At 65.9% G+C, this 23109-nt stretch carries 20 protein-coding genes; 9 read left to right on the forward strand and 11 right to left on the reverse strand.

Annotation, left to right across the window (positions count from 1 at the left end):
• Positions 1-79 precede the first annotated feature (79 nt).
• Positions 80-1141: an anthranilate phosphoribosyltransferase gene (gene trpD, locus LQV16_RS07670; RefSeq protein ID WP_229993315.1), complete on the reverse strand. Its 1062-nt coding sequence runs from the start codon at positions 1139-1141 to the stop codon at positions 80-82.
• A gap of 148 nt (positions 1142-1289) precedes the next feature.
• Between trpD and LQV16_RS07675 the strand changes: the two genes are divergently transcribed.
• The 4 genes from LQV16_RS07675 to LQV16_RS07690 all read left to right on the forward strand — a co-directional run bounded on the left by LQV16_RS07675 (position 1290) and on the right by LQV16_RS07690 (position 5634).
• Positions 1290-1928, forward strand: coding sequence for a heme-copper oxidase subunit III (locus tag LQV16_RS07675; protein WP_229993316.1), 639 nt, complete (start codon positions 1290-1292; stop codon positions 1926-1928).
• A gap of 86 nt (positions 1929-2014) precedes the next feature.
• Positions 2015-2803, forward strand: a complete 789-nt coding sequence (locus tag LQV16_RS07680; protein ID WP_229993317.1) for a c-type cytochrome — start codon at positions 2015-2017, stop codon at positions 2801-2803.
• Positions 2804-2903: 100 nt separating this feature from the next.
• Positions 2904-3977, forward strand: a complete 1074-nt coding sequence (locus LQV16_RS07685) for a Rieske 2Fe-2S domain-containing protein (RefSeq protein ID WP_229993318.1) — start codon at positions 2904-2906, stop codon at positions 3975-3977.
• Complete coding sequence (locus LQV16_RS07690) at positions 3955-5634, forward strand: ubiquinol-cytochrome c reductase cytochrome b subunit (protein WP_229993319.1); 1680 nt, start codon at positions 3955-3957, stop codon at positions 5632-5634. Before LQV16_RS07685 ends, LQV16_RS07690 begins: the two co-directional genes overlap by 23 nt.
• A 99-nt stretch (positions 5635-5733) precedes the next feature.
• Here LQV16_RS07690 and LQV16_RS07695 read toward each other — a convergent pair whose 3' ends face one another.
• Positions 5734-6525 (reverse strand): GntR family transcriptional regulator, encoded by a 792-nt coding sequence (locus LQV16_RS07695; protein ID WP_229993320.1) that lies wholly within the window; start codon positions 6523-6525, stop codon positions 5734-5736.
• A 294-nt stretch (positions 6526-6819) separates the two neighbouring features.
• Here LQV16_RS07695 and LQV16_RS07700 point away from each other — a divergent pair, with 294 nt between their 5' ends.
• Positions 6820-7113 (forward strand): HPr family phosphocarrier protein, encoded by a 294-nt coding sequence (locus LQV16_RS07700; protein WP_229993321.1) that lies wholly within the window; start codon positions 6820-6822, stop codon positions 7111-7113.
• Between the two features lie 175 nt (positions 7114-7288).
• Here LQV16_RS07700 and LQV16_RS07705 read toward each other — a convergent pair whose 3' ends face one another.
• The 5 genes from LQV16_RS07705 to LQV16_RS07725 form a co-directional block, all read right to left on the reverse strand.
• Positions 7289-7690: a cytochrome c oxidase subunit 4 gene (locus tag LQV16_RS07705; protein ID WP_026537311.1), complete on the reverse strand. Its 402-nt coding sequence runs from the start codon at positions 7688-7690 to the stop codon at positions 7289-7291.
• Positions 7687-9408, reverse strand: coding sequence for a cytochrome c oxidase subunit I (gene ctaD, locus LQV16_RS07710; RefSeq protein ID WP_229993322.1), 1722 nt, complete (start codon positions 9406-9408; stop codon positions 7687-7689). Before ctaD ends, LQV16_RS07705 begins: the two co-directional genes overlap by 4 nt.
• 10 nt (positions 9409-9418) lie before the next feature.
• Positions 9419-10291, reverse strand: a complete 873-nt coding sequence (coxB, locus tag LQV16_RS07715) for a cytochrome c oxidase subunit II (RefSeq protein WP_229993323.1) — start codon at positions 10289-10291, stop codon at positions 9419-9421.
• Positions 10292-10498: 207 nt separating this feature from the next.
• Positions 10499-10888 carry an iron-sulfur cluster assembly accessory protein gene (locus LQV16_RS07720; RefSeq protein WP_090580934.1) on the reverse strand — a complete coding sequence of 130 codons (390 nt, stop codon included), beginning with the start codon at positions 10886-10888 and terminating at the stop codon, positions 10499-10501.
• Between the two features lie 171 nt (positions 10889-11059).
• Positions 11060-12454 (reverse strand): dipeptidase, encoded by a 1395-nt coding sequence (locus tag LQV16_RS07725; protein ID WP_229993355.1) that lies wholly within the window; start codon positions 12452-12454, stop codon positions 11060-11062.
• Between the two features lie 142 nt (positions 12455-12596).
• On the opposite strand from LQV16_RS07725, the gene LQV16_RS07730 reads away from it, so the two are divergent.
• The gene (locus LQV16_RS07730; protein ID WP_229993324.1) at positions 12597-13196 is read left to right on the forward strand and encodes a DUF3043 domain-containing protein; all 600 of its coding nucleotides are present in this window, start codon (positions 12597-12599) and stop codon (positions 13194-13196) included.
• A gap of 102 nt (positions 13197-13298) precedes the next feature.
• Here LQV16_RS07730 and LQV16_RS07735 read toward each other — a convergent pair whose 3' ends face one another.
• Complete coding sequence (locus LQV16_RS07735; RefSeq protein WP_229993325.1) at positions 13299-14372, reverse strand: quinone-dependent dihydroorotate dehydrogenase; 1074 nt, start codon at positions 14370-14372, stop codon at positions 13299-13301.
• 163 nt (positions 14373-14535) lie between these two features.
• Between LQV16_RS07735 and LQV16_RS07740 the strand changes: the two genes are divergently transcribed.
• Both LQV16_RS07740 and LQV16_RS07745 read left to right on the forward strand, forming a co-directional pair.
• Entirely contained in the window at positions 14536-16230 is a 1695-nt protein-coding gene (locus tag LQV16_RS07740) for an FAD-binding dehydrogenase (RefSeq protein ID WP_229993326.1), read from the forward strand.
• 35 nt (positions 16231-16265) lie between these two features.
• A complete protein-coding gene (locus LQV16_RS07745; protein WP_229993327.1) occupies positions 16266-17237 on the forward strand; it encodes an alpha/beta hydrolase in 972 nt (323 codons plus the stop codon).
• Positions 17238-17302: 65 nt separating this feature from the next.
• Here the strand turns inward: LQV16_RS07745 and LQV16_RS07750 are convergent, their stop codons facing one another.
• The 3 genes from LQV16_RS07750 to leuA all read right to left on the reverse strand — a co-directional run bounded on the left by LQV16_RS07750 (position 17303) and on the right by leuA (position 20841).
• Complete coding sequence (locus LQV16_RS07750; protein ID WP_229993328.1) at positions 17303-18154, reverse strand: isoprenyl transferase; 852 nt, start codon at positions 18152-18154, stop codon at positions 17303-17305.
• Positions 18155-18174: 20 nt separating this feature from the next.
• The gene (gene recO, locus LQV16_RS07755; protein WP_229993329.1) at positions 18175-18927 is read right to left on the reverse strand and encodes a DNA repair protein RecO; all 753 of its coding nucleotides are present in this window, start codon (positions 18925-18927) and stop codon (positions 18175-18177) included.
• A 174-nt stretch (positions 18928-19101) separates the two neighbouring features.
• Entirely contained in the window at positions 19102-20841 is a 1740-nt protein-coding gene (leuA, locus tag LQV16_RS07760; protein WP_229993330.1) for a 2-isopropylmalate synthase, read from the reverse strand.
• A gap of 253 nt (positions 20842-21094) precedes the next feature.
• On the opposite strand from leuA, the gene LQV16_RS07765 reads away from it, so the two are divergent.
• Positions 21095-23047 (forward strand): M13-type metalloendopeptidase, encoded by a 1953-nt coding sequence (locus tag LQV16_RS07765; protein WP_229993331.1) that lies wholly within the window; start codon positions 21095-21097, stop codon positions 23045-23047.
• The last annotated feature ends 62 nt before the right edge of the window (positions 23048-23109 follow it).

The following is a 23109-nucleotide window of genomic DNA, read 5'->3' on the forward strand; positions in this document are numbered from 1 at the left end:
CGCTACGCAGGACGGGCCCGGCATAATCTGCCGGGCCCGTCCTTCTTGGTCTGTGCCTTCTGTACCAGCCTGGCGGCGCCTAGGCGGTCTGCGACAGAGCGACCCACCTGTCCAGCACCGCGGCCGCGGCACCGGATTCAATGGACTGCTCGGCGCGTTTGAACGCCGCGGCCATCCGCTCCGCCAGCGGGCCCACGGCGTCGAGGTCGAACGCGACCAGCCCGGCCGCGGCGTTGAGCAGCGCAGCATCACGGGCCGGCCCCGGCGCACCGCCAAGGACAGCGCGGACGACGGCGGCATTGGCCACGGCGTCACCGCCGCGCAACTCCTCCAACGTGGCCGTCCGGATGCCGAGGTCGCGCGGATCAAACATCTCTTCCGTGACCTCGCCGTTGCGGATCTCCCACACGCGCGACGGGCCGGTGGTGGTGAGCTCATCCAGGCCGTCATTCCCTCGGAAAACCAGGCCGCGGCTGCCGCGCTTGGCCAGCACCCCGGCCACCAGGGGCGCCATCTGCTCATTGGCGACGCCCACGGCCGAGGCCTGGACATGTGCCGGGTTGATCATGGGGCCCAGGAAGTTGAACGCCGTCGGAACGCCGATTTCGCGGCGGGCGACGGCAGCATGACGCATCGAGGGGTGGAACACCTGGGCGAAGCAAAACGTGATTCCCGCCTCTTCGGCGTTGAGCGCCACGCGGGGAATGGGAAGATCCAGCCTGACACCGAGGGCCTCCAGGACATCGGCGGATCCGGACGAGGACGACGACGCACGGTTGCCGTGCTTGACCACCCTGGCCCCCGCGCCGGCGGCGATAAGGGCGGCCATCGTGGAGATGTTGACGGTGTTCTGCTGGTCGCCACCTGTGCCGACGATGTCCAGCTTCTCACCGGCAATGTCAATGGGGTTGGCGTTGGCGATCATCGCCTCTACCAGGCCAGCCAGCTCATCCACGGTCTCGCCCTTGGAGCGCAGCGCCACCAGGAATCCCGCCACCTGGGCCGGCGTCGCCTCGCCGGACATGATGGAGTTCATGGCCCACTCAGTACTCCCGGCAGTAAGGTCTGCGCCGCTGATGAGCGCGTTGATGAGCCGCGGCCAGGTGTTGCCTGCCGCCTGTGCAGATGCCTGTGAAGTCACCTCCCGATGCTATCGAGGTCCGCCCCGCAAAGACCAATGTGAACCCCTCCGGGAACTTTTCCGCGCGAATTCGCGTCTTTGTAGAAAAAGTCCTCCGAAAACGCGGTTTGCGTTGGGCAGTACGGACTTTTATAGACATAATGTCTATGTGACATCTGCGACCCATGCCCCCAGTACCCCGGCGCACCCGACGCTGAACCGCCCGAACATGGTTTCTGTTGGAACCGTTGTGTGGCTGTCCAGTGAGTTGATGTTCTTCGCCGGTCTCTTCGCCATGTACTTCACACTCCGTTCGACTTCCGGACTGATGTGGGCCGAAGAGACAGCCAAGCTCAACTTCCCGTTTGCGCTCGTTAATACGATCGTCCTCGTGGCAAGTTCCTTTACTTGCCAGATGGGCGTCTTCGCTGCCGAGCGGCTCCAGCCGCGCCGAACCGGCGGACGCTTCAGCTTTACCCAGTGGGGGATGAACGGATGGTTCATCCTGACGTTCCTCATGGGTTCCTTCTTCGTCGCCGGCCAGGCGACCGAGTACGCCATGCTCGTTTCCGAGCATGTCTCGCTGTCCTCCAACGCCTACGGTTCAGCCTTCTACATAACGACGGGCTTCCACGGCCTGCACGTGATCGGCGGCCTGATTGCCTTCCTGCTCATCATTGGCCGCTCCTTCGCCGCGAAGAAGTTCGGACACTTTGAGGCAACCTCGGCGATTGTCACCTCGTACTACTGGCACTTCGTGGACGTCGTCTGGATTGGCCTCTTCCTGGTCATCTACGTCCTCAAGTAGTCAGACTTGACTCTTTTTCTACAAGAGGCAGAATTTCAAGAAGCGGCTCCCGGAGCCACCGCAGGATCGAATAAAGGAACCACCACGTGAAGGCACTCTCGCAGAAGCGACGTCACCCACTGGCAGCAATTGCACTGCTGCTGATGGGCCTCTTGGTCACGGGTGGGCTGTACGCCGTTGCCACCACCGTCAACCAGGCCAAGGCCGACACCACCACCTACAGCGCAAGCGACGTAGAGGAAGGCGGCAAGCTCTTTGCCGCCAACTGCGCCACCTGCCACGGCATGGGTGCCAGCGGTTCGCAGGCCGGGCCGTCGCTTGTGGGCGTCGGCGCCGCCGCTGTTGACTTCCAGGTCGGCAGCGGCCGCATGCCCATGCAGATGAACGGCCCGCAGGCCTACAAGAAGCCCGCCCAGTTCAATGAGGAACAGACCAAGCAGCTGGCTGCTTACGTTGCCTCCCTCGGCCCCGGCCCGGCCATCCCCGAGGCCGGTGTGCTCGACGAAAAGGGCGATGCCGCCAACGGTGGGGAGCTCTTCCGCACCAACTGCGCCATGTGCCACAACGCTGCCGCCGCCGGCGGTGCACTTACTCGGGGCAAGTTTGCCCCGGCCCTCGCAGGTGTCTCCGGGCAGCACATTTACGAGGCAATGGTCACCGGCCCCCAGAACATGCCGGTCTTCAGTGACGCGAACATCTCCCCCGAGGGAAAGCGCGACATCATCACCTACCTGAAGCAGATTGAGGCCAACGGTTCACCCGGCGGCGCCGATCTTGGTGCTTTGGGACCGGTCTCCGAAGGTCTCTTTGTCTGGATCGCCGGGCTGGGCGTCATCATCGCGTTCACCATTTGGCTGACATCCCGCACGTCATAGGCGGACCTTGCACCTGTAAGAATTTTCTGCTGACCCGTCAGCAGTTTGAATTGAAACCTAACTCGGCACTCGCCGAGACGAGAGAAGGATGAGGCGAATTATGGGCAACCATAGTGACGGCGGTCCGAACGACTCGGGCACCGTAGCTACGGCTGGTCAGAATGAGGTGGAGAAGTTCCAGGATCCTGGAATTCCCCCGCACCGTTTGCGCCTGGCTGACACGGACCCGAAGGCCGCCAAGAAAGCAGAACGGCAGGTAGCCCTTCTGTTCGGCATCTCGGTCGTTGGCACCTTGATATTCCTGGTGGCGTATTTCGCGATCGATCTGGGGCACGACTCCCCGATCGCCACGATCCGTCTCCAGAATGCACTGCTGGGCATCGGCACCGCATTCGCGATGCTGGGCATCGGCACCGGTATCGTCCACTGGGCCAAGGCACTTATGCCGGACCACGAGGTCTCGGAAGAGCGCCACGCGATCCGCACCGAGGAAGACCGCCAGGCTGCCGTGCGCATCGTCGATGACATCGTCGAGGAAACCGGTATCAAGCGCCGGCCACTGATCCGCAACACCCTGCTCGGCGCCGTCGCCCTCGCCCCCCTGCCGGCCCTGGCCATCTTCGGTGACCTCGGCCCCCGGCCGGACGACAAGCTGGCCCACACCCTGTGGGCACCGGCCCCGGACGGCAGGCTCAAGCGGCTGGCCCGCGACCCCGACGGCACACCCATCAAGGCCGCGGACGTCACCATGGGCTCTGCGTTCCACGTCATCCCTGAGGGGCTGAACGAACTGAGCGAGGGAAAGCTGAACGAGAAGGCCAAGTCGGTCGTCCTGCTCATGCGTCTGGACCCCGAGTTGCTCAATCCCTCCCCTGGCCGCGCAGATTGGGCCTACAACGGAATCGTTGCCTACTCGAAGATCTGCACCCACGTTGGTTGCCCTGTTGCCCTGTACGAACAGCAGACCCACCACCTGCTGTGCCCGTGCCACCAGTCAACCTTCGACCTGACTCAGCAGTGCAAGGTTATCTTCGGCCCTGCCAGCCGCCCTCTCCCCCAGCTGCCTATCGCAGTGGACTCCGAGGGCTACCTTGTCGCCACGAGCGACTTCCATGAACCCGTCGGACCGACCTACTGGGAGCGTGAGCAGCATGTCCTCGAACGCAACGCCTGATGCCTCTGTCTTCGTCGCCAAGACGTCGGGCGGCCGCATCACCGACTTCGTCGACCAGCGTGTTGGCGGCTCCGGAATCCTCCGCGAATTCGGCCGGAAGGTTTTCCCGGACCACTGGTCGTTCATGTTCGGCGAAGTGGCGCTCTATTCCTTCGTCATCCTGCTCCTCTCGGGCACGTTCCTGACGTTCTTCTTCGACCCGTCCATGGCGGAGACGCACTACGCGGGTTCGTACACACCGCTGAAGAACGTCGAAATGTCCGTGGCGTACAGTTCCTCCCTGAACATCTCCTTTGATGTCCGCGGTGGGATGTTCATGCGCCAGGTACACCACTGGGCAGCCCTGCTGTTCGTCGCGTCCGTGTCCGTGCACATGCTCCGTGTGTTCTTCACCGGCGCATTCCGTAAGCCCCGCGAACTGAACTGGGTGGTGGGCAGCGTCCTGCTCATCCTGTCCATGGCCGCAGGCTTCACCGGCTACTCACTCCCCGATGACCTGCTCTCCGGCAACGGCCTGCGCATCATCGACGGCGTCATCAAGTCCATCCCGGTCATCGGCACGTACACCTCGTTCTTCCTCTTCGGCGGCGAGTTCCCGGGCACCATGATCATCAGCCGCCTGTACATGCTCCACATCCTCCTGGTTCCCGCGCTCATCCTGCTGATGATCGTGATGCACCTCTTCATGGTGGTTGTGCACAAGCACACGCAGTACCCCGGCCCCGGCCGCAATGACGGCAACGTCGTCGGTTACCCCCTGGGACCTGTTTACGCGGCGAAGGCCGGCGGCTTCTTCTTCATCGTGTTCGGTGTCGTTGCCATCATGGCGGCGTTCTTCACCATCAACCCGATCTGGAACTACGGCCCGTACGACCCCTCCCCGGTTTCTGCAGGCACGCAGCCTGACTGGTACATCGGCTTCGTTGACGGCGCCCTGCGCCTGATGCCGGGCACGATCGGTGACTGGAAGGTCGAGCAGGTGTGGTTCGGCTACATGTTCACCTTCAACGTGCTGCTGCCGGCCCTCGTCCCCGCGGGCATCCTCTTCACCGTCATGTTCGCCTACCCGTGGATTGAACGCTGGATCACCAAGGACAACCGCGAGCACCACGTCCTGGACCGTCCCCGCAATGCTCCTACCCGTACGGCAATCGGCATGGCCGGTTTCGTTTGGTACTGCGTCATGTGGGCAGCCGCCGGCTCGGACCTCATCGCCACCCACTTCCACGTGGCCCTGAACGATGTGACCTACTGGCTGCGCGCGCTGTTCTTCATCGGCCCGGTTATCGCCTTCATCGTCACGAAGCGCGTTGCCCTGGCGCTCCAGCGCAAGGACCGCGAGATTGCCCTGCACGGCCGCGAAACCGGCCGCATCGTGCGCCTGCCGCACGGAGAGTTCATCGAGGTCCACGCCCCGCTGGATGAATACAAGCGCTACAAGCTGGTCGGCTTCGAGTCGCCGGCCCCGCTGCCCGCGGTGCCGAACGAGCACGGCGTCGTGGACCGCAAGGAAAAGCGCCGCGCGAAGCTATCACGCTGGTTCTTCGAAGACCGGGTTGCCCCGGCCACTCCCGCAGAACTGGAGGCCGCTCACGGCCACCACGGCGCCCACGAGGCCGTCGAGGCGGCAGAGTCTCAGAAGACGCTGAGCCACTAAGCAGCACCAAGCAAGACAGCTAGACAGGAAGGCCCGGTCCCCTTGGGGACCGGGCCTTCCTTTGTTTCTGCTGCCTATCGAACAGCTGCGTTGTTGTGGCTACGGACGGTACCCCGAGGCGTAGTTGCGGGTGGGCCGGACGCCGGGGCGCTGCAGGGGCACCCAGAGCTTGTAGCGGTCAGCCCGGTAATAGGACACGGAGTAGTCCACCATGGCGCGGGCCACGAACGCATGGCGCTGGATCTTCAGCAGCGGAGTTCCAACCTCGACATTCAGGAGCCGGGCTGTCGACGGGGATGCGGCCGTCGCCTCGATCATGTCCTCCCCCCATTCCATCACCAGCCCGTAGCGTTCGCTCAGCACGTTGTAGAGGGATGTGGGCGGCTCGCCGTCGAGCAAGCCGGGGACCCGGTGGGCCGGGATGAAGTTCTCGTCCACGCTCATTGGCTCACTGTCGGCCAGCAGGAGGCGCCGGAACCGGACCAGGGGCGTCCCCTCCTCCAACTGCAGCTCCCGGGCCAGGAAGGCGCTGGCGCTAATCTGCTCAAAGCTCAGCACTTTGGCGGCCGGGACCATGCCGCGGCGCTGCATCTCTTCGCTGTAGGAGGTCAGCTTTACCTGGAGATCCAGTTTGGGTTTGCGCACGAACGTGCCCAGCCCAACGACGCGCTCGATGACTTCCTCGCCCACGAGGGCATCGATTGCCTGGCGGACGGTCATCCGGGCAAGGCCGAAGCGCTGGGCGAGGTCTCGTTCGGACGGCAGCGCGGATCCCGGCGGGCAGGCGGCAGCGATGTGCGCCCGCAGGATTTCCCGGAGTTGCACGTAGATCGGCACCCCGCTCTGACGGTCGATCTCGCCGATCATCTTGGATGCGTTAGAGGACGCCATGGTTCAGCCTCCGATTGGGGCACGACGCGGGAAAAACACTCATATCTCAAGGGTAAGCCCGCGGCCCGGCAGGTCTAGACCACTGTCGACTCAAGTCGTGCGGGCCCCGCCCCCGCGGCTACCCTTGAAGTTGCAGACCGGAACCGGGGCAATGGCGCCCGCCCAGTCTGCTGGAACGCCAGTTCTGGGCACGCCTGCCTAACCGGACGCCTGCCGTAGGGAACAGCCCGTCCCGCAGCACCACCTATAGACCAGCACCACCTACTGAACCAACACCAGCATGAGGGAGTCCCGTTGCCAGTTCGCAAGGCAATTGTCACGGCCGCCATCGGCCTCCACGCCCGGCCGGCGGCAGTATTTGTCCGGGCCGTCACGGCCACCGGCCTCCCGGTGACCATCAGCAAGGACGGCAGGCCCGGCGTCGACGCCCGCTCGCTGCTGGAGGTCATGACGGAAGACTTTGAGTGTGGCTGCGAAGTGGAACTGGCCGTCGCGGCGGAGGCCCTCCCGGCGTTCTGCAGCCTTTCGGAGGCCGAGGGTGCGCTGGAGGACCTCCGGATCCTCCTGGAGTCGGCAGCCGCAGCCTGAGCCTTCCAGACCCGCACCGCACCAGGCTCCCGCACAACACGCCCGCGCAGCAGGCGCACTAGACCCGCGCAGGCGCGCGCCGCACCCCGTACTGGGGCACAAACGACGGCGGGCCCCACCAATGGTGGGGCCCGCCGTCGTGCAATCTGAATTTTAGTCCGGGTGGACGTGGACGCTAGTGCGCGTGGTCACCGCGGCTGTACTCGTAGACCCAGCCGACGAGAGCCACTACTGCCATTCCGCCGGCGATGAAGACGATCCACCAGCCCACGGCCAGGCCGAGGAACCCGGCGGCGCAGGACAGGCCGAGCATCAGCGGCCACCAGCTCCAGGGACTGAAGTGTCCCTGTTCGCCGGCGCCTTCGTGGATTTCAGCGTCGTTGCGGTCCTCGGGGCGCATGCCCACGCGGCGGCCGGTGAAGCCCAGGTAGGCGCCGATCATGCCGGCGAGCCCGCCAACCAGCAGGATGGCCAGCGCGCCCACCCATTCGGTCCAGTTAGTCAGGTAACCGTAGATGAATGCCACCGGCACGAAGAAGAAGACGCCGTAGCCAAAGATCCTTGATTCGATTTTCACTTGGCAGTGTCCTTCTGGTCGGCGTTACCGAGGGCCGCTGCTGCTGGAGCAGGTGAATCCGCGGTGTAGGACTGGGAGAGCTCCGGGTGGTGCAGGTCCAGGGCAGGACGCTCGGAGCGGATGCGGGGCAGGGACGTGAAGTTGTGGCGCGGCGGCGGGCAGGACGTGGCCCACTCGAGCGAGGCACCGAAGCCCCACGGGTCATCAACTTCCACGCGCTCGTTGCTGCGCCAGGTGATGTAGACGTTCCAGAAGAACGGAATCAGCGAGGCGCCGAGGACGAACGAGGCGATGGTGGAGAACTGGTTCATCCACGTGAAGTTGTCCTGCGGCATGTAATCGGCATAACGGCGGGGCATGCCCTCGACACCCAGCCAGTGCTGGATCAGGAAGGTGCCGTGGAAACCGAGGAACAGCATCCAGAAGTGGATCTTGCCGAGGCGCTCGTTGAGCATCTTGCCGGTCCACTTGGGCCACCAGAAGTAGAAGCCGGCGAACATGGCGAACACGACAGTACCGAAGACCACGTAGTGGAAGTGCGCCACCACGAAGTAGGAGTCCGAGACGTGGAAGTCCAGCGGCGGCGAGGCCAGGATGATGCCGGTGAGCCCACCGAAGAGGAACGTCGCCAGGAAGCCGATGCTCCACAGCATGGGCGTCTCAAAGGTGATGGAACCGCGCCACATGGTGCCGATCCAGTTGAAGAACTTCACGCCGGTCGGAACGGCGATGAGCATCGTCATGAAGGAGAAGAACGGCAGCAGGACCGAGCCGGTGACGTACATGTGGTGTGCCCACACGGTCACGGACAGCGCGGCGATGGAGATGGTCGCGTAGACCAAGCCCTTGTAGCCGAAGATCGGCTTGCGGCTGAAGACCGGGAAAATCTCAGAGACGATGCCGAAGAACGGCAGCGCGATGATGTAGACCTCAGGGTGGCCGAAGAACCAGAAGAGGTGCTGCCAGAGGACGGCACCGCCGTTCTCAGGATCGAAGATGTGCGCACCAAAGCGGCGGTCGGCACCGAGGGCAAACAGCGCGGCGGCCAGCGGCGGGAAGGCCATCAGGACCAGGATGGAGGTCACAAGGGCGTTCCAGGTGAAGATCGGCATCCGCCACATGGTCATGCCCGGGGCGCGCATGCAGATGATGGTGGTGATGAAGTTGACCGCACCAAGGATGGTGCCGAAGCCGGAGAGCGCCAGGCCGAAGACCCAGAGGTCACCGCCCACGCCGGGGCTGAACGTCGTGTTGGACAGCGGCGCGTAAGCGAACCAGCCGAAGGACGCGGCACCCTGCGGGGTGATGAAGCCGGATACGGCGATCGTGGAGCCGAAGAGGAAGAACCAGAAGGCCAGTGCGTTCAGTCGCGGGAACGCGACGTCGGGGGCACCGATCTGCAGCGGCATGATGACGTTGGTGAAGCCGGCGAACAGCGGCGTCGCGAACATCAGGAGCATCACGGTGCCGTGCATGGTGAACAGCTGGTTGTACTGCTCTTTGGTCTGCAGGATCTGCATGCCGGGCTCGAAGAGCTCGGCACGGATCAGCAGCGCCATGATGCCGCCGAAGCAGAAGAAGATGAACGACGCGATCAGGTACATGTACCCGATCGTTTTGTGGTCGGTCGAGGTGATCCAGTTGACGACGATGCGTCCTTTGGACTTCGGTACAACGGGAGCCTCGAGGGTCCCGGCGGATTGAGTGTAAGTTGCCACGTCGCTCCCCTTACTTGGTTTCGGTCGGGGCCGGGTTGCGGTCGTACTCTTCACCGAGCAGGCCGGTGTTCCCGTCCTGGCGCAGCTTGTTCATGTGCGCCTGGAACTCCGACTCGGAGACAACCTTCACGCGGAACAGCATTTCGGAGTGGTACTCGCCACAAAGTTCGGCGCACTTGCCGTCGTAGGTGCCCTCCCGGGTGGGAGTCAACCGGATGTAGTTGGTCTTGCCGGGAATCATGTCCCGCTTCTGCAGGAAGGCCGGCACCCAGAAGGAGTGGATGACGTCGCGTGCGTTGAGCTCGAGGTCAACGGACTTGTTGACCGGCAGGTAAAGGGTGGGCAGCTTTTCCTTGTCCACGTCGTTACCGGTCAGGTGCGCCTGGACGCCTGCTTCGTGGACGTCCTCAGTGACGACGTCGCCCTTCAGGTAGTTGAAGTCCCATGCCCACTGCTTGCCGCGGACGTCGACGACGACGTCGGCCGGCTGTGAGCGGTCATCGATCGATGCCTGGTCGCGGTCGGTGAAGTAGAAGAACACCAGGACCATGAACAGCGGGATCGTCAGGTAGAACACTTCAAGCGGAAGGTTGAAGCTGTTCTGGCGGGGGAAGCCCACGGTGCCCTTGCGGCGGCGATAAGCGACGACGCACCAGATCATCAGGCCCCAGGTGATGATGCCGACGACCAGCGCGGCAATCCATGAGTTGACCCAGAGGTCCATGATGAGGTCAGTGTGATTGGTGGTGCCACGCTCGGTGGGCAACCAGCCCTTCTGTACCTCTGGTGAACATCCAGTCAAAGCCAACGCGCCGGCTAGTGCCAAGCCAGTGATCGTAGTGATCTTTTTGCGTCGGCTGCCGGTTCGGTTCTGCGAACTCACAGACGGCCCTTCCTACTTGTTGCTGTTGCCCCGCAGATTACGGGCAGGGCAAACGAAAAGTTTTACTACTCGGTGTAGAGCTTACCGCTCTCCAGGAGTTTTCGCCCACATGTCCGCACCGTGCGTCGGGAGCTTTTTGCCGGTGCCGCTCGTTGAGGATCCTGCGGCACTGAGGCCGGGCAAAATGCCCGGCCTCAGTGGAAGGAATTAGTGGAAAGAATCTCCGCAGGCGCAGGACCCGCCGGCATTGGGATTGTCGATCGTGAAGCCCTGCTTGGCGATGGTGTCCTCGAAATCGATGCTGGCACCGCTGAGGTAAGGAACACTCATCTTGTCGACGACGACTTCAACGCCGTCGTAGTCGCGCACCGCGTCCCCGTCGAGCAGCCGCTCGTCGAAGTAGAGCTGGTAGATCAGGCCGGAGCAACCGCCAGGCTGCACGGCAACGCGGAGGCGCAGATCGGTGCGGCCTTCCTGCTCCAGGAGGCTGCGGACCTTTCCGGCCGCGACGTCGGTCAGCTTGACCTCGTGCGTGGCCAGCTCGCCGGCCTGGGCGGCTGTGGTGTCGGCGCTGTTTTCATTGGTTGTAGTGCTCATGGCCTACCTTCTTGCAACGGTGGTGGCGGCCCCGCTAGCACGGTGCCCGCCCCTACTTAAACGGTATGGGCTATAGCTACATGCTACTTCGCGCAGCCTTCTAGCTCTAACTTCTGACGTAACCGTGTGAGACGGCTGGATGTTCCCCCGGGGGCCGGAGGGGCCGGGCGGCTAGAGCGCACCTTCGTCGTTGAGGCGCGCGAGCAGCAGGGCCTCGGCGACGATCGCGTTCCGGAAGTCGCCCAGGTGCAGCGATTCGTTGGCGCTGTGGGCCCGGGAATCGGGATCCTCGACGCCGGTGACCAGGATCTGCACGTCCGGGTAGAGCTCGGTCAGATCCGCGATGAACGGAATGGACCCGCCGATCCCCATTTCGACGGCGGGTACGCCCCAGGCCTCGCCCAGCGCCCACATGGCCACGGACGCGGCCTTCGAGCTGGTGTCCGTCAGGAAGGAGCTGCCGCTCTCCCCCGGGGTGAACACCACCTGCGCGCCGAACGGCGCGTTCTCCTCGACGTGCTTGCGGACAGCATCCATGGCGGCTGCGGGGTCCTGCCCGGGGGCCAGGCGCAGGCTGAACTTGGCCCGGGCCCGCGGCAGCAGGGTGTTGGAGGCTACGTCCACGGCCGGGGCGTCAAAACCGATGATGGACAAGGCCGGCTTGGTCCACATGCGCGAGGCAATGCTCCCGGTCCCGGCGAGCTTCACGCCGTCGAGCACGGAGGCATCGGCGCGGTACTCCTCCTCGGTGAGGTCGACCACCACGTCGTCGCGGCTCACCAGGCCCTTGATCGCGACGCTGCCCTCGTCGTCGTGGAGGGTCGCGATCAGGCGGGCCAGCAGGGTCGGCGCGTCCAGCACCGGGCCGCCGAACATGCCCGAGTGCACCGCGTGGTCCAGGACCTTGACCTCGATGGTGCCGTCCACCAGGCCGCGCAGGCTGGTGGTCAGGGCAGGAATGCCCACCTTCCAGTTGCTGGAGTCGGCCACGACGATCACGTCGGAGCGGAGAAGCTCGCGGTGCGTCTCGAGGAACTGCCGGAACGTTGGCGAGCCGGCCTCTTCTTCGCCCTCGAAGAAGAACGTCACGCCGAGGCCCAGCTCGTCTCCGAGCACGCGCGTCACGGCCGAGTAGGCGGCGATGTGGGCGAGGATGCCGGCCTTGTCATCGGCGGCACCGCGGCCGAAGAGCCGCCCGTCGCGTTCGACGGCGGTGAAGGGGTCGGTTTCCCATAGCGCCAGATCACCCGTGGGCTGGACGTCGTGGTGGGCGTAGAGCAGAACTGTCGGCTTGCCCTCGGCAGCTGGACGGCGCGCGACGACGGCGGGGCCGCCGGGTGTCCCGTCTTCCTTGTCGCAGCGCAGGATCCGCACGTCGTCGAAACCGCTGGCCCGCACGAGGGCGGCGACGGCGTCGGCGCTGCGGTTCAGCGGGGCAGGATCAAAGCTTGGCCAGGCGATGCCCGGAATGGCAACAAGGTCCGTCAGCTGGCCGATCGTTTCGTCGAACGATTCGGCAACGGCCTGGCGGAGGGCCTCGGCATCGATGGTGCCGTCGTGGTCCATAGTGGTCAGCGGGTTCCCCGCGGTTGATGAAGTCATGGCCAAAAGACTACCCGTGCGCTGGATCACGACAAACAGCATCGTCGCCGGGCCTGCGCCGTGTGGGCTGGGTCTCGGACCCGTGTCTGCGGGGTATTCTTTAGGGGTGTTTGGACGTAAAAAGGAAGCGCCATCGGCGCAGGAAATAGTTGACCAGCAGGCAGCCGAGGCAGCAGCCCGGGGCACCGTGACCGGCAAGGGCGCACCCACGCCCAAGCGCAGCGCCCAGGTAGCGGCCCGCAAGCGGCCCCTCGTGCCGGAGGACCGCAAGGCCTCCAAGGCGGCCGAGCGCGCCGCCGTCGCGGAGCAGCGGCTCAAGATGCGGCAAGCCATGGACAGCGGTGACGAGAAGTTCCTGCCCTTGCGCGACAAGGGTCCGCAGAAGCGTTTCGCCCGTGATTACGTCGATGCACGCTTCAGCCTGGGCGAGTACCTCATGTTCGGTGCCCTGCTCTTCGTCATCATCTCGCTGCTCGTGCCGGCCTCCAGCGCGCAGATGGTCTACGTCCTGGGCGGCTTCTGGGTCATGTTCCTCGCGGTCTTCGTGGACGTCTTCATCCTCTCCCGCAAACTCAAGAAGCGTCTTGGCGAAAAGTTCGGCGACGTCGAGCGCGGCACCGTCTGGTACGGCTCCATGCGCTCCCTTCAGTTCCGCCGCCTGCGCCTGCCCAAGCCCCAGGTCAACCGCGGCCAGTTCCCCGTCTGACATTCCCTCCCAGTCGTCTTCAAACGAGAAGCCCCCGGCAGTCATCTGCCGGGGGCTTCTCGTTTGCTGCGATCTGTCCGGGGCCTGATCGCCCCGTGATGCCTAGCGCCGGCTCGGGTGCATGGCCAGCAGCCGGTTGATCCGGGCGGCCCAGAAGGGTCCCTCGTAGAGGAATGCCGTGTAGCCCTGGACGAGGGTGGCGCCGGCGTCCAGCCGTTCCTGCACATCCTGCGCGGTTTCGACACCGCCCACTGAGACGAGCGTCAGCGCTCCGCCCGTCACGGACTTGAGCCGGGCCAGGACATCCAGGGACCGTTGCTTGAGGGGCGCGCCGGAAAGGCCACCGGCCCCGCACGCTTCAACCTTGTCCGGGCTGGAGACGAGCCCGGTGCGGGCGATCGTGGTGTTGGTTGCGATAATGCCGTCCAGCTTGAGGTCCAGCGCCAGGCGCGCGACGTCGTCGATGTCCTCATCGCTGAGGTCAGGCGCGATCTTGACCAGGAGGGGAACGTGGCGGCCGGCGGCCTTGTCCGCTTCCTCGCCCACTGCGGTCAGCAGCGGGCGCAGCGTCTCCACGTCCTGAAGCAGCCGGAGGCCGGGCGTGTTGGGCGAGCTGACGTTCACCACCAGATAGTCGGCGGCCGGGGCCAGGCTGCGCGCACTGATGAGGTAATCGGACACCGCATCTTCGAGCCCAACCACCTTGCTCTTGCCGATGTTCACCCCGATCACGGGCCGCACGCCGGGCTGGTGGCGCTGCAGGGCGGCGCGGGCGGACTTCAGGCGCGGGGCCACCGCCGCGGCGCCGTCGTTATTGAACCCCATCCGGTTGACGACGGCCCTGTCCTCCACGAGGCGGAACAGCCGCGGCGCCGGGTTCCCGGGCTGGGCCTGACCGGTGATCGTGCCGACTTCCACATGGCCGAAGCCGAGCTCGGTCAGCGCCTCGATGCCGTGGCCTTCCTTGTCGAAGCCGGCAGCGAGTCCGAACGGGGAGGGGAAGGTCAGGCCGAACGCCTGGGTCTGCAGGGATGCTGCGGGGGCCGTGACCTTCTGCAGCAGCCGCCCGGCGCCGCAACTGTGGGCGAGCCGGATGGCCTTGAAACCGATCTTATGGGCGCGTTCGGCGTCCATCCATGAGAAGGCCAGCCGGAAGAATGTGGGATATACGCGCATGCCTCTAGTTTTCCGGTTCGGGCCGCGCAGACCAAACCAGCGCTCGGGCGGACGCCCGTTGTGACTGCGGTTGTGACTGTCGGTGTGACTGCGGTTGTGACTGCGGCGCCCAGCGCCGTGGACCCGGCGGCCGAACAGCGCCGGGGAGAGTTAGCATGAAGCCATGACCAGCAATGATGGTGTCGGAACGGACGGCCGCGGGGCGCCGGCGCGCGGGATCGAGGCCGATGTCGTGGTGGTCGGGGCGGGCCTGGCCGGGCTCGTCGCGGCGGCCCAGGCCTATGCCGCCGGCCGGCGGGTGGCCGTGCTCGATCAGGAACCCGAGGCCTCCGTCGGCGGCCAGGCGCACTGGTCCTTCGGCGGCCTCTTCCTGGTCAACTCCCCGGAACAGCGGCGGCTCGGGGTGCGGGACAGCGAAGAACTGGCCCTCACCGACTGGCATGCGTCCGCAGGATTCGACAGGCCGGCGGACGCGCTGGCGAAGGAGTGGGCGGCGGCGTACGTGAACTTTGCCGCCGGGGAGAAACGTGCGTGGCTCGCGTCGCTGGGCGTCCGGCTGTTTCCCTTGGTGCAGTGGGCCGAACGCGGCGGCTACGGCCCGGACGGCCACGGCAACACTGTCCCGCGCTTCCATGTCACATGGGGCACGGGACCTGCCCTGGTGGCTCCCTTCCTTGCCAAACTGCGCGAGGGCGAAGCCGCCGGGCGCGTGTCCTTTCATTTCCGACACCGCGCCACTGAGCTTGTGAAAACCGCGGGCCGGGTGAGCGGCGTGCGCGGCGAACTGCTCGAGGCCAGCAGCGCGGGGCGGGGCGAAAGATCCTCAAGGCGCCCGGCAGGCAGTTTCGAGGCCGTGGCCGCGGCGGTGGTGGTGACGAGCGGCGGGATCGGCGGCAACCACGATTCGGTCCGCAGGCAGTGGCCCGGCGGCGTTGCGCCGGAGCGGATGCTGAGCGGCGTACCCGCTTCCGTGGACGGGGACTTCCTGCCGGCCGTAGGTCGGGCCGGCGGGAACCTCATCAATGGCGACCGGATGTGGCACTACCCGGAGGGCATCCACAACCATGCCCCGGTCTGGCCGCGGCACGGCATCCGGATCCTGCCCGGGCCGTCGGCCCTGTGGCTGGATGCTACGGGGCGGGCCCTCCCCCCTCCCCTGTTTCCCGGATTCGATTCCCTCGGCGCCCTCCGCCACATTCTGGCCACCGGACATGCCCATTCCTGGTTTGTCCTCAACAGGACCATCGCCCTGAAGGAGTTCGCCCTGTCCGGATCAGAGCAGAACCCGGATGTCACGGGCAAGGATGTCCGCCTGCTGGCCGCCAGGCTGAAGCCCGGCAGCGACACGCCGCTGCAGCGTTTCCTGGACCGCGGAGTCGACTTCCTGCAGGCGGACAGCCCCGCCGGACTGGCCTGCCAAATGAACGAATTGACGGGCGGACAGCTCATTGACCCCGGGGCCCTGGACCAGCTGATCCGCGACCGGGACCGGCAGTTTTCCAGCGGGCTTGGCAAGGATCCGCAGCTGGCGGCCATTCGGGCCGCGCGCCGTTTCGCCACCGACAAGATCATGCGGGTGGCGCCACCGCACCGGCTGCTGGATCCGCGCCACGGTCCGTTGCTTGCCGTCCGGCTCTCCGTCCTGACACGCAAGAGCCTCGGCGGCCTGCACACGGATCTGCAGTCGCGGGTCCTGGACGTGACCGGGCAGCCCGTACCCGGGCTGTTCGCCGCCGGAGAAGCCGCAGGGTTCGGCGGCGGCGGAATTCACGGCTACCGGGCCCTCGAGGGGACATTCCTGGGCGGGTGCCTCTTCTCCGGACGTTCGGCCGGCCGCTCCGCGGCGTCCGCAGCATAGTCAGCGGCGCAGGCAACGGCGCAGGAGGAAAGTCGATGCAGTGGCGGACCGACATACTGGGGGATGATTTCCAGGCGTGCGCCTTCGAGGCCACCGGACCTGACGGCGTGCTGCGCACGGCCACCCTGGTCCGCCATACCCCGCTGGGACCGGCACCATCTGCCCTGCCGGCCCGGGCCGTGCTGTTCCTGCACGGCTGGAGTGACTACTTCTTCAACGAGGAACTCGCGGAATTCTGGGCCCGGCAGGGATTTGAGTTCTTCGCCCTCGACATGCACAACCACGGCCGCAGCCTGCGGCCGGGCACCCACGGCGGCTACGTCGCGGACCTGGACAACTACGACGCCGAAATCACAGCAGCGATCGGCATCATCGGCTCGCTCCGGCCGGCCGGCGCGGCGCCGCGGCTGATACTCATGGGCCACTCCACCGGCGGCCTCATCGCGGCGCTGTGGGCCGACCGGCACCCGGGGGTGGCATCGCAGCTGGTTCTGGACAGCCCGTGGCTGGAGGTCCACGGCAGCCCCGCCCTGCGCCGGGCCGCGCGGACCATGGTGGAGCCGTTCGCCCGGTTCTGGCCAGAGTCGGTGATCCGGCTGCCAGAGCGTGCCTTCTACTGGCGCAGCATCAGCAGCGCGGCGGAGGGCGAATGGGCGCTGGACGATGCCTACCGTCCGCCGCATGCCTTTCCGGTCCGTGCCGGCTGGCTCAGCGCCGTGCTGAGCGGTCAGTCCAAGGTGGCGCGCGGCCTGAACATCGATGTGCCCATCCTCGTGCTGATTTCGGGCGCCAGCGCCAACGGGATGTTCTGGAAGGAGTCCATGCGCCGCACCGACGCGGTCCTCGACGTGAACACGATCGCCCTACGAGCGCTTAGCCTGGGCCGGACCGTCACGCTGGAGCGGATTGACGGGGCCCTGCATGACGTCTTCCTCTCCGCACCCCGGGTCCGCGCGGACGCCTATGCCCGGCTGTCCCGGTGGCTCAGGGCGTACGTATTCGGCTGACGCGAACTAGGCGCCGGCGGCAGCGGCCCGCCTCCGGCAGGCAGAGGCCCGGTCCGGCCGGCCGGTCAGGTGCCCTGATTGCCTGCGACGGGAGCGGCGTCGACCGCTCCTCCGTAGCGGCGGTCCCGCTGGGCATAGATCTCGACGGCGTCCCACAGCGTCCGGCGGTCCACGTCCGGCCACAGGGTGTCCATGAACACGAACTCGGCGTAGGCCGACTGCCACAGCATGAAATTGGACAGCCGCTGCTCGCCGGAGCTGCGCAGGAACAGGTCAACGTCGGGCAAGTCCGGCTCGTCCAGGAACTTTTGGATGGTCCGTTCGGTGATGGCGCCCGGTTTGAGCCGGCCCTGCGCCACTTCCTCCGCGATCGCGGCGACGGCGTCGGCGATCTCGGCGCGTCCGCCATAGTTGACACACATGTTCAAGGTGCAGGTGCTGTTGCCGCGGGTGTAGTCCTCGGCCTCTTCGAGTTCGCGGATCACCGAGCCCCACAGTTTCGGACGCCTCCCGGACCAGCGGATCCGGACCCCCCAGTCATCGAGCTGGTTCCGTTGACGGCGCAGCACGTCCTTGTTGAAGCCCATCAGGAAGCGCACCTCCTCGGGGGACCGCCGCCAGTTCTCGGTGGAGAAGGCGTATACGCTGACGTGCTCGATTCCCAGCTCGATCGCGCCGGCCATGACGTCCAGCAGGGCGGGCTCCCCCGCCTTGTGGCCCTCGATCCTCGGCAGGCCGCGCTGGTTCGCCCAGCGTCCGTTGCCGTCCATGACGATCGCTACATGCCTCGGAATGAGCTCCGCGGGAATCGCGGGCGGAACAGCGCCGGATGGATGCGGATAGGGAGCCACCACCGGGGCGGTCCGCCGCCGGACGGTGGCCTGCTTCCCCTGGCTCTTCTCCAGGTTTCTTCCCAAGCTTCTTCCCAATGCCACTTTTACGTTCGCTCCACATGTTTGAGGGATTTGAGGACTCGCTCCAGGTGCCACTGAAGGTAGCTGGCCACCAGGCCGGCCGCTTCCCGGCGGTGAACGGATTCGGAGGCATCCGCCGTCGTCCAGTTCCCGGTGAGCAGGGCACCAAGCAGGACCACGGTTTCCGGGGCAGGCGCCGGGGACCCCGGCGGCCGGCACTCGGGGCAGACCATGCCGCCCAGCGGCACGGAAAAGGCCGTGTGCGGCCCGGGCGCACCGCACCGGGCGCAGTCGGTAAAGCTCGGCGCCCAGCCGCCGGTCGCAAGGGCGCGGAGCAGGTACGAATCCAGGATCAGTTCGGAGGCGTGGTCACCCCGGCTCAGGGACGCGAGTGCACCAACCAGCAGGTTGTACTGGGCGGTTCCGGCTTCGCCGTCGACGTCCGTGAGCTTCTCTGCTGTCTCGGTCATGGCGGCCGCCACCGTGTAGCGGCCATAGTCCGCCGCGATGTTTCCGCCGTAGGCGCCTTTGGCCACGGCTTGCGTGACGACGTCCAGGGTGCGCCCGGAAATCAGCTGGAGATCGGCCACCATGAACGGTTCCAGCCTGGCGCCGAATCGGCTGCTGGTGCGTCGGACGCCCTTCGCCACCGCTCGCACCTGGCCGTGGTGCTTTGTCAGCAGGGTGATGATCCGGTCGGCCTCGCCCAGCTTGTGGGTGCGCAGTACGACGGCGTCATCACGGTAGGCGCGCGCTGCGAAGGATTGTTGGGCCACAGTTAATCTTCGCACTGTCTTTACGGAATCACGGCATGGGCAGCACCGCCGAGGTAAAACACTGCGCCGCCGGAGTGTTCCGGCGGCGCAGGGTGTGTCAGGTCAGTGTCTTCCGTGCCTGTGTCTGCCGTCCTGGCGGACACCGTGCCGGAGCATGCCGTGCCGGCGGACGGATCAGGCGCGGGCGTCCCGAATGGCGCGGTTCACGGCCGAGATGACGGCTTTGAGGGCGGACGTGCTGGTGTTGGCATCGATCCCGACACCCCAGAGCACGCGCTCCCCCACGGCGCATTCGACGTACGCGGCGGCCAGGGCGCTGCCGCCTTCGGAGAGCGCGTGTTCGCTGTAGTCCAGGACGCGTACGTCCACGCCGTCCTCGCGCAGGATGCTCAGCAGGGCCGCGATGGGGCCGTTGCCGGTCCCGGTCCGGCGGACCTGGTTTCCGTCGACCTTCAGGGCGGCGGTCAGGGTCATGGCGCCGTCCTCGTCAGTTTCGGTGCTGATCGAGCCGAGGGCGTAGCGGCCCCACTGCGTGTCGGCCGAACCCGAGGGCAGGTATTCGTCCTGGAAGACCTGCCACAGCTGGGGTCCGCTGACTTCCCCGCCCACCGTGTCGGTCCGTTTCTGGATGACGCCGGAGAACTCGATCTGGGCGCGGCGCGGCAGGTCCAGGCTGTGTTCGTTCTTGAGCAGGTACGCGACGCCGCCCTTGCCGGACTGCGAGTTGACGCGGATGACCGCCTCGTAGCTGCGGCCAAGGTCCTTCGGGTCGACCGGCAGGTACGGGACCTGCCAGGTGTAGTCGGCCACGTCCTTGCCCGCCGCGGCCGCATCCTTTTCGAGGGCCTCCAGGCCCTTCTTGATCGCGTCCTGATGCGAGCCGGAGAACGCGGTGAAGACCAGGTCTCCGCCGTACGGGGAGCGCTCGGCCACGGGCAGTTGGTTGCAGTACTCCACGGTGCGGCGGATTTCGTCGATGTCGGAGAAATCGATCATCGGATCGATGCCCTGGACGAACATGTTCAGGCCCAGGGTCACCAGGTCCACGTTGCCGGTCCGCTCGCCGTTGCCGAAGAGGCAGCCCTCGATCCGGTCTGCGCCGGCCAGGTAGCCGAGCTCGGCGGCGGCAACGCCGGTGCCGCGGTCATTGTGCGGGTGCAGGGAGAGGATGATGCCCTCCCGGGGGTGCAGGTTCCGGCTCATCCACTCGATGGAGTCGGCGTAGACATTGGGGGTGGCCATTTCCACCGTGGCGGGCAGATTGATGATGACCTGCCGGTCCGCGGACGCCTCGAAGACGTCGGCGATCGCGTTGCAGACGCGGATGGCGTATTCCAGCTCGGTTCCGGTGAAGGACTCGGGCGAGTATTCGTAGGTGATGTGCGTATCGACGAGGGTTTCCTCGTACTTCTTGCACAGCCGAGCGCCCTGAAGGGCGATGTCCAGGATGCCGTCTTCGTCCTGGTTGAAGACCACGCGGCGCTGCAGGACGGACGTGGAGTTGTAGAGATGGACGATCGCCTGTTTCGCGCCGACCAAGGACTCATAGGTCCGCTCAATCAGGTGCTCACGGGCCTGCGTCAGCACCTGGATCGTCACGTCGTCGGGGATGTGGTTGCCCTCGATCAGCTGCCGGACGAAATCGAAGTCCGTCTGCGACGCCGAGGGGAAACCGACTTCGATCTCCTTGTAGCCCATCCGGACCAGCAGCTGGAACATCTTCAGCTTGCGGGCCGGGCTCATGGGATCGATGAGGGCCTGGTTGCCGTCGCGCAGGTCCACGGCGCACCAGCGCGGGGCCTTGGTGATGACTTTGTCGGGCCAGGTGCGGTCCGGCAGTTCAACGGTGATCTGGTCCTGGAACGGGATGTAACGGTGGACCGGCATTCCTGAGGGCTTCTGTGCGTTCTGCATTACAATCGGGGCCTTTTCTGTGGTTCTTGGTGAAAGGGTGGCCGGGCAACACAAACTCCGCAGCGAGGGTGGGCCTTGCGCTAGATCGCGTCTGAGGCCTCGCCGCGGCAGCTAAGAAGAAGCAGTTCTGCGCGCACAATTTCACAGTAACACGGGTGCGTAAGATGAAGGAGCCAGACCACCGTAACGTCCACCATGCAGACTGTGCGCCGACAAACGCTCCGGCGCCGGACTGCCTCTCAAAGGAGCATCCGTGCCACTTTCGGGAATCGACCTGTCCACCATCGACGCCAACGTCCGTCCTCAGGATGACCTGTACCAGCACGTGAATGGCGGCTGGCTCGACAGCACGGTCATTCCGGACGACCGGCCCCTGGAGGGCACGTTTACTGCGCTGCGCGACGCTTCGGAGCTCGCCGTGAAGGAAATTATCGAGCGGGCCGCCGCGCGTGGTTCCGAGGCTACCGGCATCGAGCGGAAGATCGGGGACCTGTACAACAGCTTCATGGACGAGGCGGCGGTGGAAGCCAAGGGCCTGGACCCGCTCCGCGCGCGGCTGGCGGAGGTTTTTGCCACGACGTCGGTGCCCGCACTCGTGACGCTGGCCGGACGCCTGTTCCGCGCCGATGTCTCGGGGCTTTTCTATATCTACCCCGCCCCGGACGCCGGAAACCCGGACCGGGTGCTGCTCTACACCGGCCAAGGCGGCCTCGGCCTGCCGGATGAGTCCTATTACCGGGAAGAGAAGTTCGCCCCGATGGTCCGGGCCTACCGGGAACACGTTCAGGCCATTCTGGGCCTCGCCGATGTGGCGGACGCGGAGGGCGCGGCCGGACGCGTGGTGGCGCTGGAAACTTCGCTCGCCTCGCACCACTGGGACAACGTGACTTTGCGGAATCCGCAAAAGACGTACAACCTGAAGTCAGCCGGTGAGGCCGCGGAGCTGTTCCCCCTGCTGGCCGACTGGTTCGACGCCGCCGGCATCGAGCCGGACAAGCGCGCCGAACTCGTGATGAGCACCCCAGATTTCTTCTCCGGCGCGGCCTCCCTGCTGGCCACCGAACCGCTGGCCACATGGCAGGAATGGCTCGCCATGCGCGTGGTCAGCGCGGCCGCCCCCTACCTGTCCGCGGCGTTCGTGGACGCGAACTTCGCGTTCTATGGCACCACCCTGAGCGGTACGCCGCGGATCAAAGACCGCTGGAAGCGCGGCGTCGCGGTGGTCGAGGCGGGCCTCGGTGAGGCGGTCGGCCAGATCTACGTGGCCGAACATTTCCCGGAAGGCAACAAGGCACGCATGCAGACCCTTGTCACCAACCTCATCGCGGCGTACCGGGACTCCATCCTGGGACTGGACTGGATGGGCGAGGCAACGAAGCTCGAGGCCCTGAAGAAACTGGACACCTTCCGCGCCAAAATCGGCTACCCGGACAAGTGGATCGACTACTCCGCCGTGGAGGTCGATCCCGCCGATCTGCTGGGGAACGTGGAGCGCGCGCACAGCGCCGACGTCGACCGCCACCTCGACGAGGTCGGCAAGCCCGTGGACCGCGAGAAGTGGCTCATGACCCCGCAGACGGTCAACGCCTACTACCACCCACTGCTGAACGAGATCGTTTTTCCCGCCGCCATCCTGCAGCCTCCGTTCTTCACCGCCGACGCCGATGACGCCGTCAACTACGGCGGCATCGGTGCCGTGATCGGCCACGAAATCGGCCACGGCTTCGATGACCAGGGCTCGCAGTATGACGGCAACGGCCTGCTCCGCAACTGGTGGACCGAGGACGACCGCACCGCCTTCGAGGCGCTGACCTCCCGGCTGGTGGCGCAGTTTGACGCGCTCTCCCCCACGGCCGCCCCCGGCCACAACGTCAACGGCAAGCTGACCCTGGGCGAGAACATCGGCGACCTCGGCGGCCTCACAATCGCCTACAAGGCCTACCTGATCAGCCTCGACGGGAAGGAGCCCCCGGTGCTCGACGGCCTGACCGGGGTCCAGCGCTTCTTCGCGTCCTGGGCCGCGGGGTGGCGGCAGGTCATCCGGACTGAAGAGGCCGTCCGCCGGCTGGCGACGGACCCGCACTCCCCCAACGAGTTCCGCACCAACTCGATCGCCAAGAACCTCGATGCCTTCCACGAAGCGTTCGACGTCACCGATCAGGACGGCATGTGGATGCCACCGCAGGAGCGCGTCAGCATCTGGTGACCGGCGGCTGTCAAAGCTAAAAGGGCCGGCCACGGGGTTTCCCGGGCCGGCCCTCCGTCGTT

It is taken from the genome of Arthrobacter sp. Bi26, from assembly GCF_918697925.1.
Lineage (GTDB): Bacteria > Actinomycetota > Actinomycetes > Actinomycetales > Micrococcaceae > Arthrobacter.

Coding starts and splice junctions, on each gene's coding strand:
- LQV16_RS07685 (WP_229993318.1), top strand. CDS start 2,904: ATGGGCAACCATAGTGACGGCGGTCCGAACGACTCGGGCACCGTAGCT.
- LQV16_RS07690 (WP_229993319.1), top strand. CDS start 3,955: ATGTCCTCGAACGCAACGCCTGATGCCTCTGTCTTCGTCGCCAAGACG.
- LQV16_RS07695 (WP_229993320.1), bottom strand. CDS start 6,525: ATGGCGTCCTCTAACGCATCCAAGATGATCGGCGAGATCGACCGTCAG.
- LQV16_RS07720 (WP_090580934.1), bottom strand. CDS start 10,888: ATGAGCACTACAACCAATGAAAACAGCGCCGACACCACAGCCGCCCAG.
- LQV16_RS07725 (WP_229993355.1), bottom strand. CDS start 12,454: ATGGACCACGACGGCACCATCGATGCCGAGGCCCTCCGCCAGGCCGTT.
- LQV16_RS07735 (WP_229993325.1), bottom strand. CDS start 14,372: ATGCGCGTATATCCCACATTCTTCCGGCTGGCCTTCTCATGGATGGAC.
- LQV16_RS07740 (WP_229993326.1), top strand. CDS start 14,536: ATGACCAGCAATGATGGTGTCGGAACGGACGGCCGCGGGGCGCCGGCG.
- LQV16_RS07745 (WP_229993327.1), top strand. CDS start 16,266: ATGCAGTGGCGGACCGACATACTGGGGGATGATTTCCAGGCGTGCGCC.
- leuA (WP_229993330.1), bottom strand. CDS start 20,841: ATGCAGAACGCACAGAAGCCCTCAGGAATGCCGGTCCACCGTTACATC.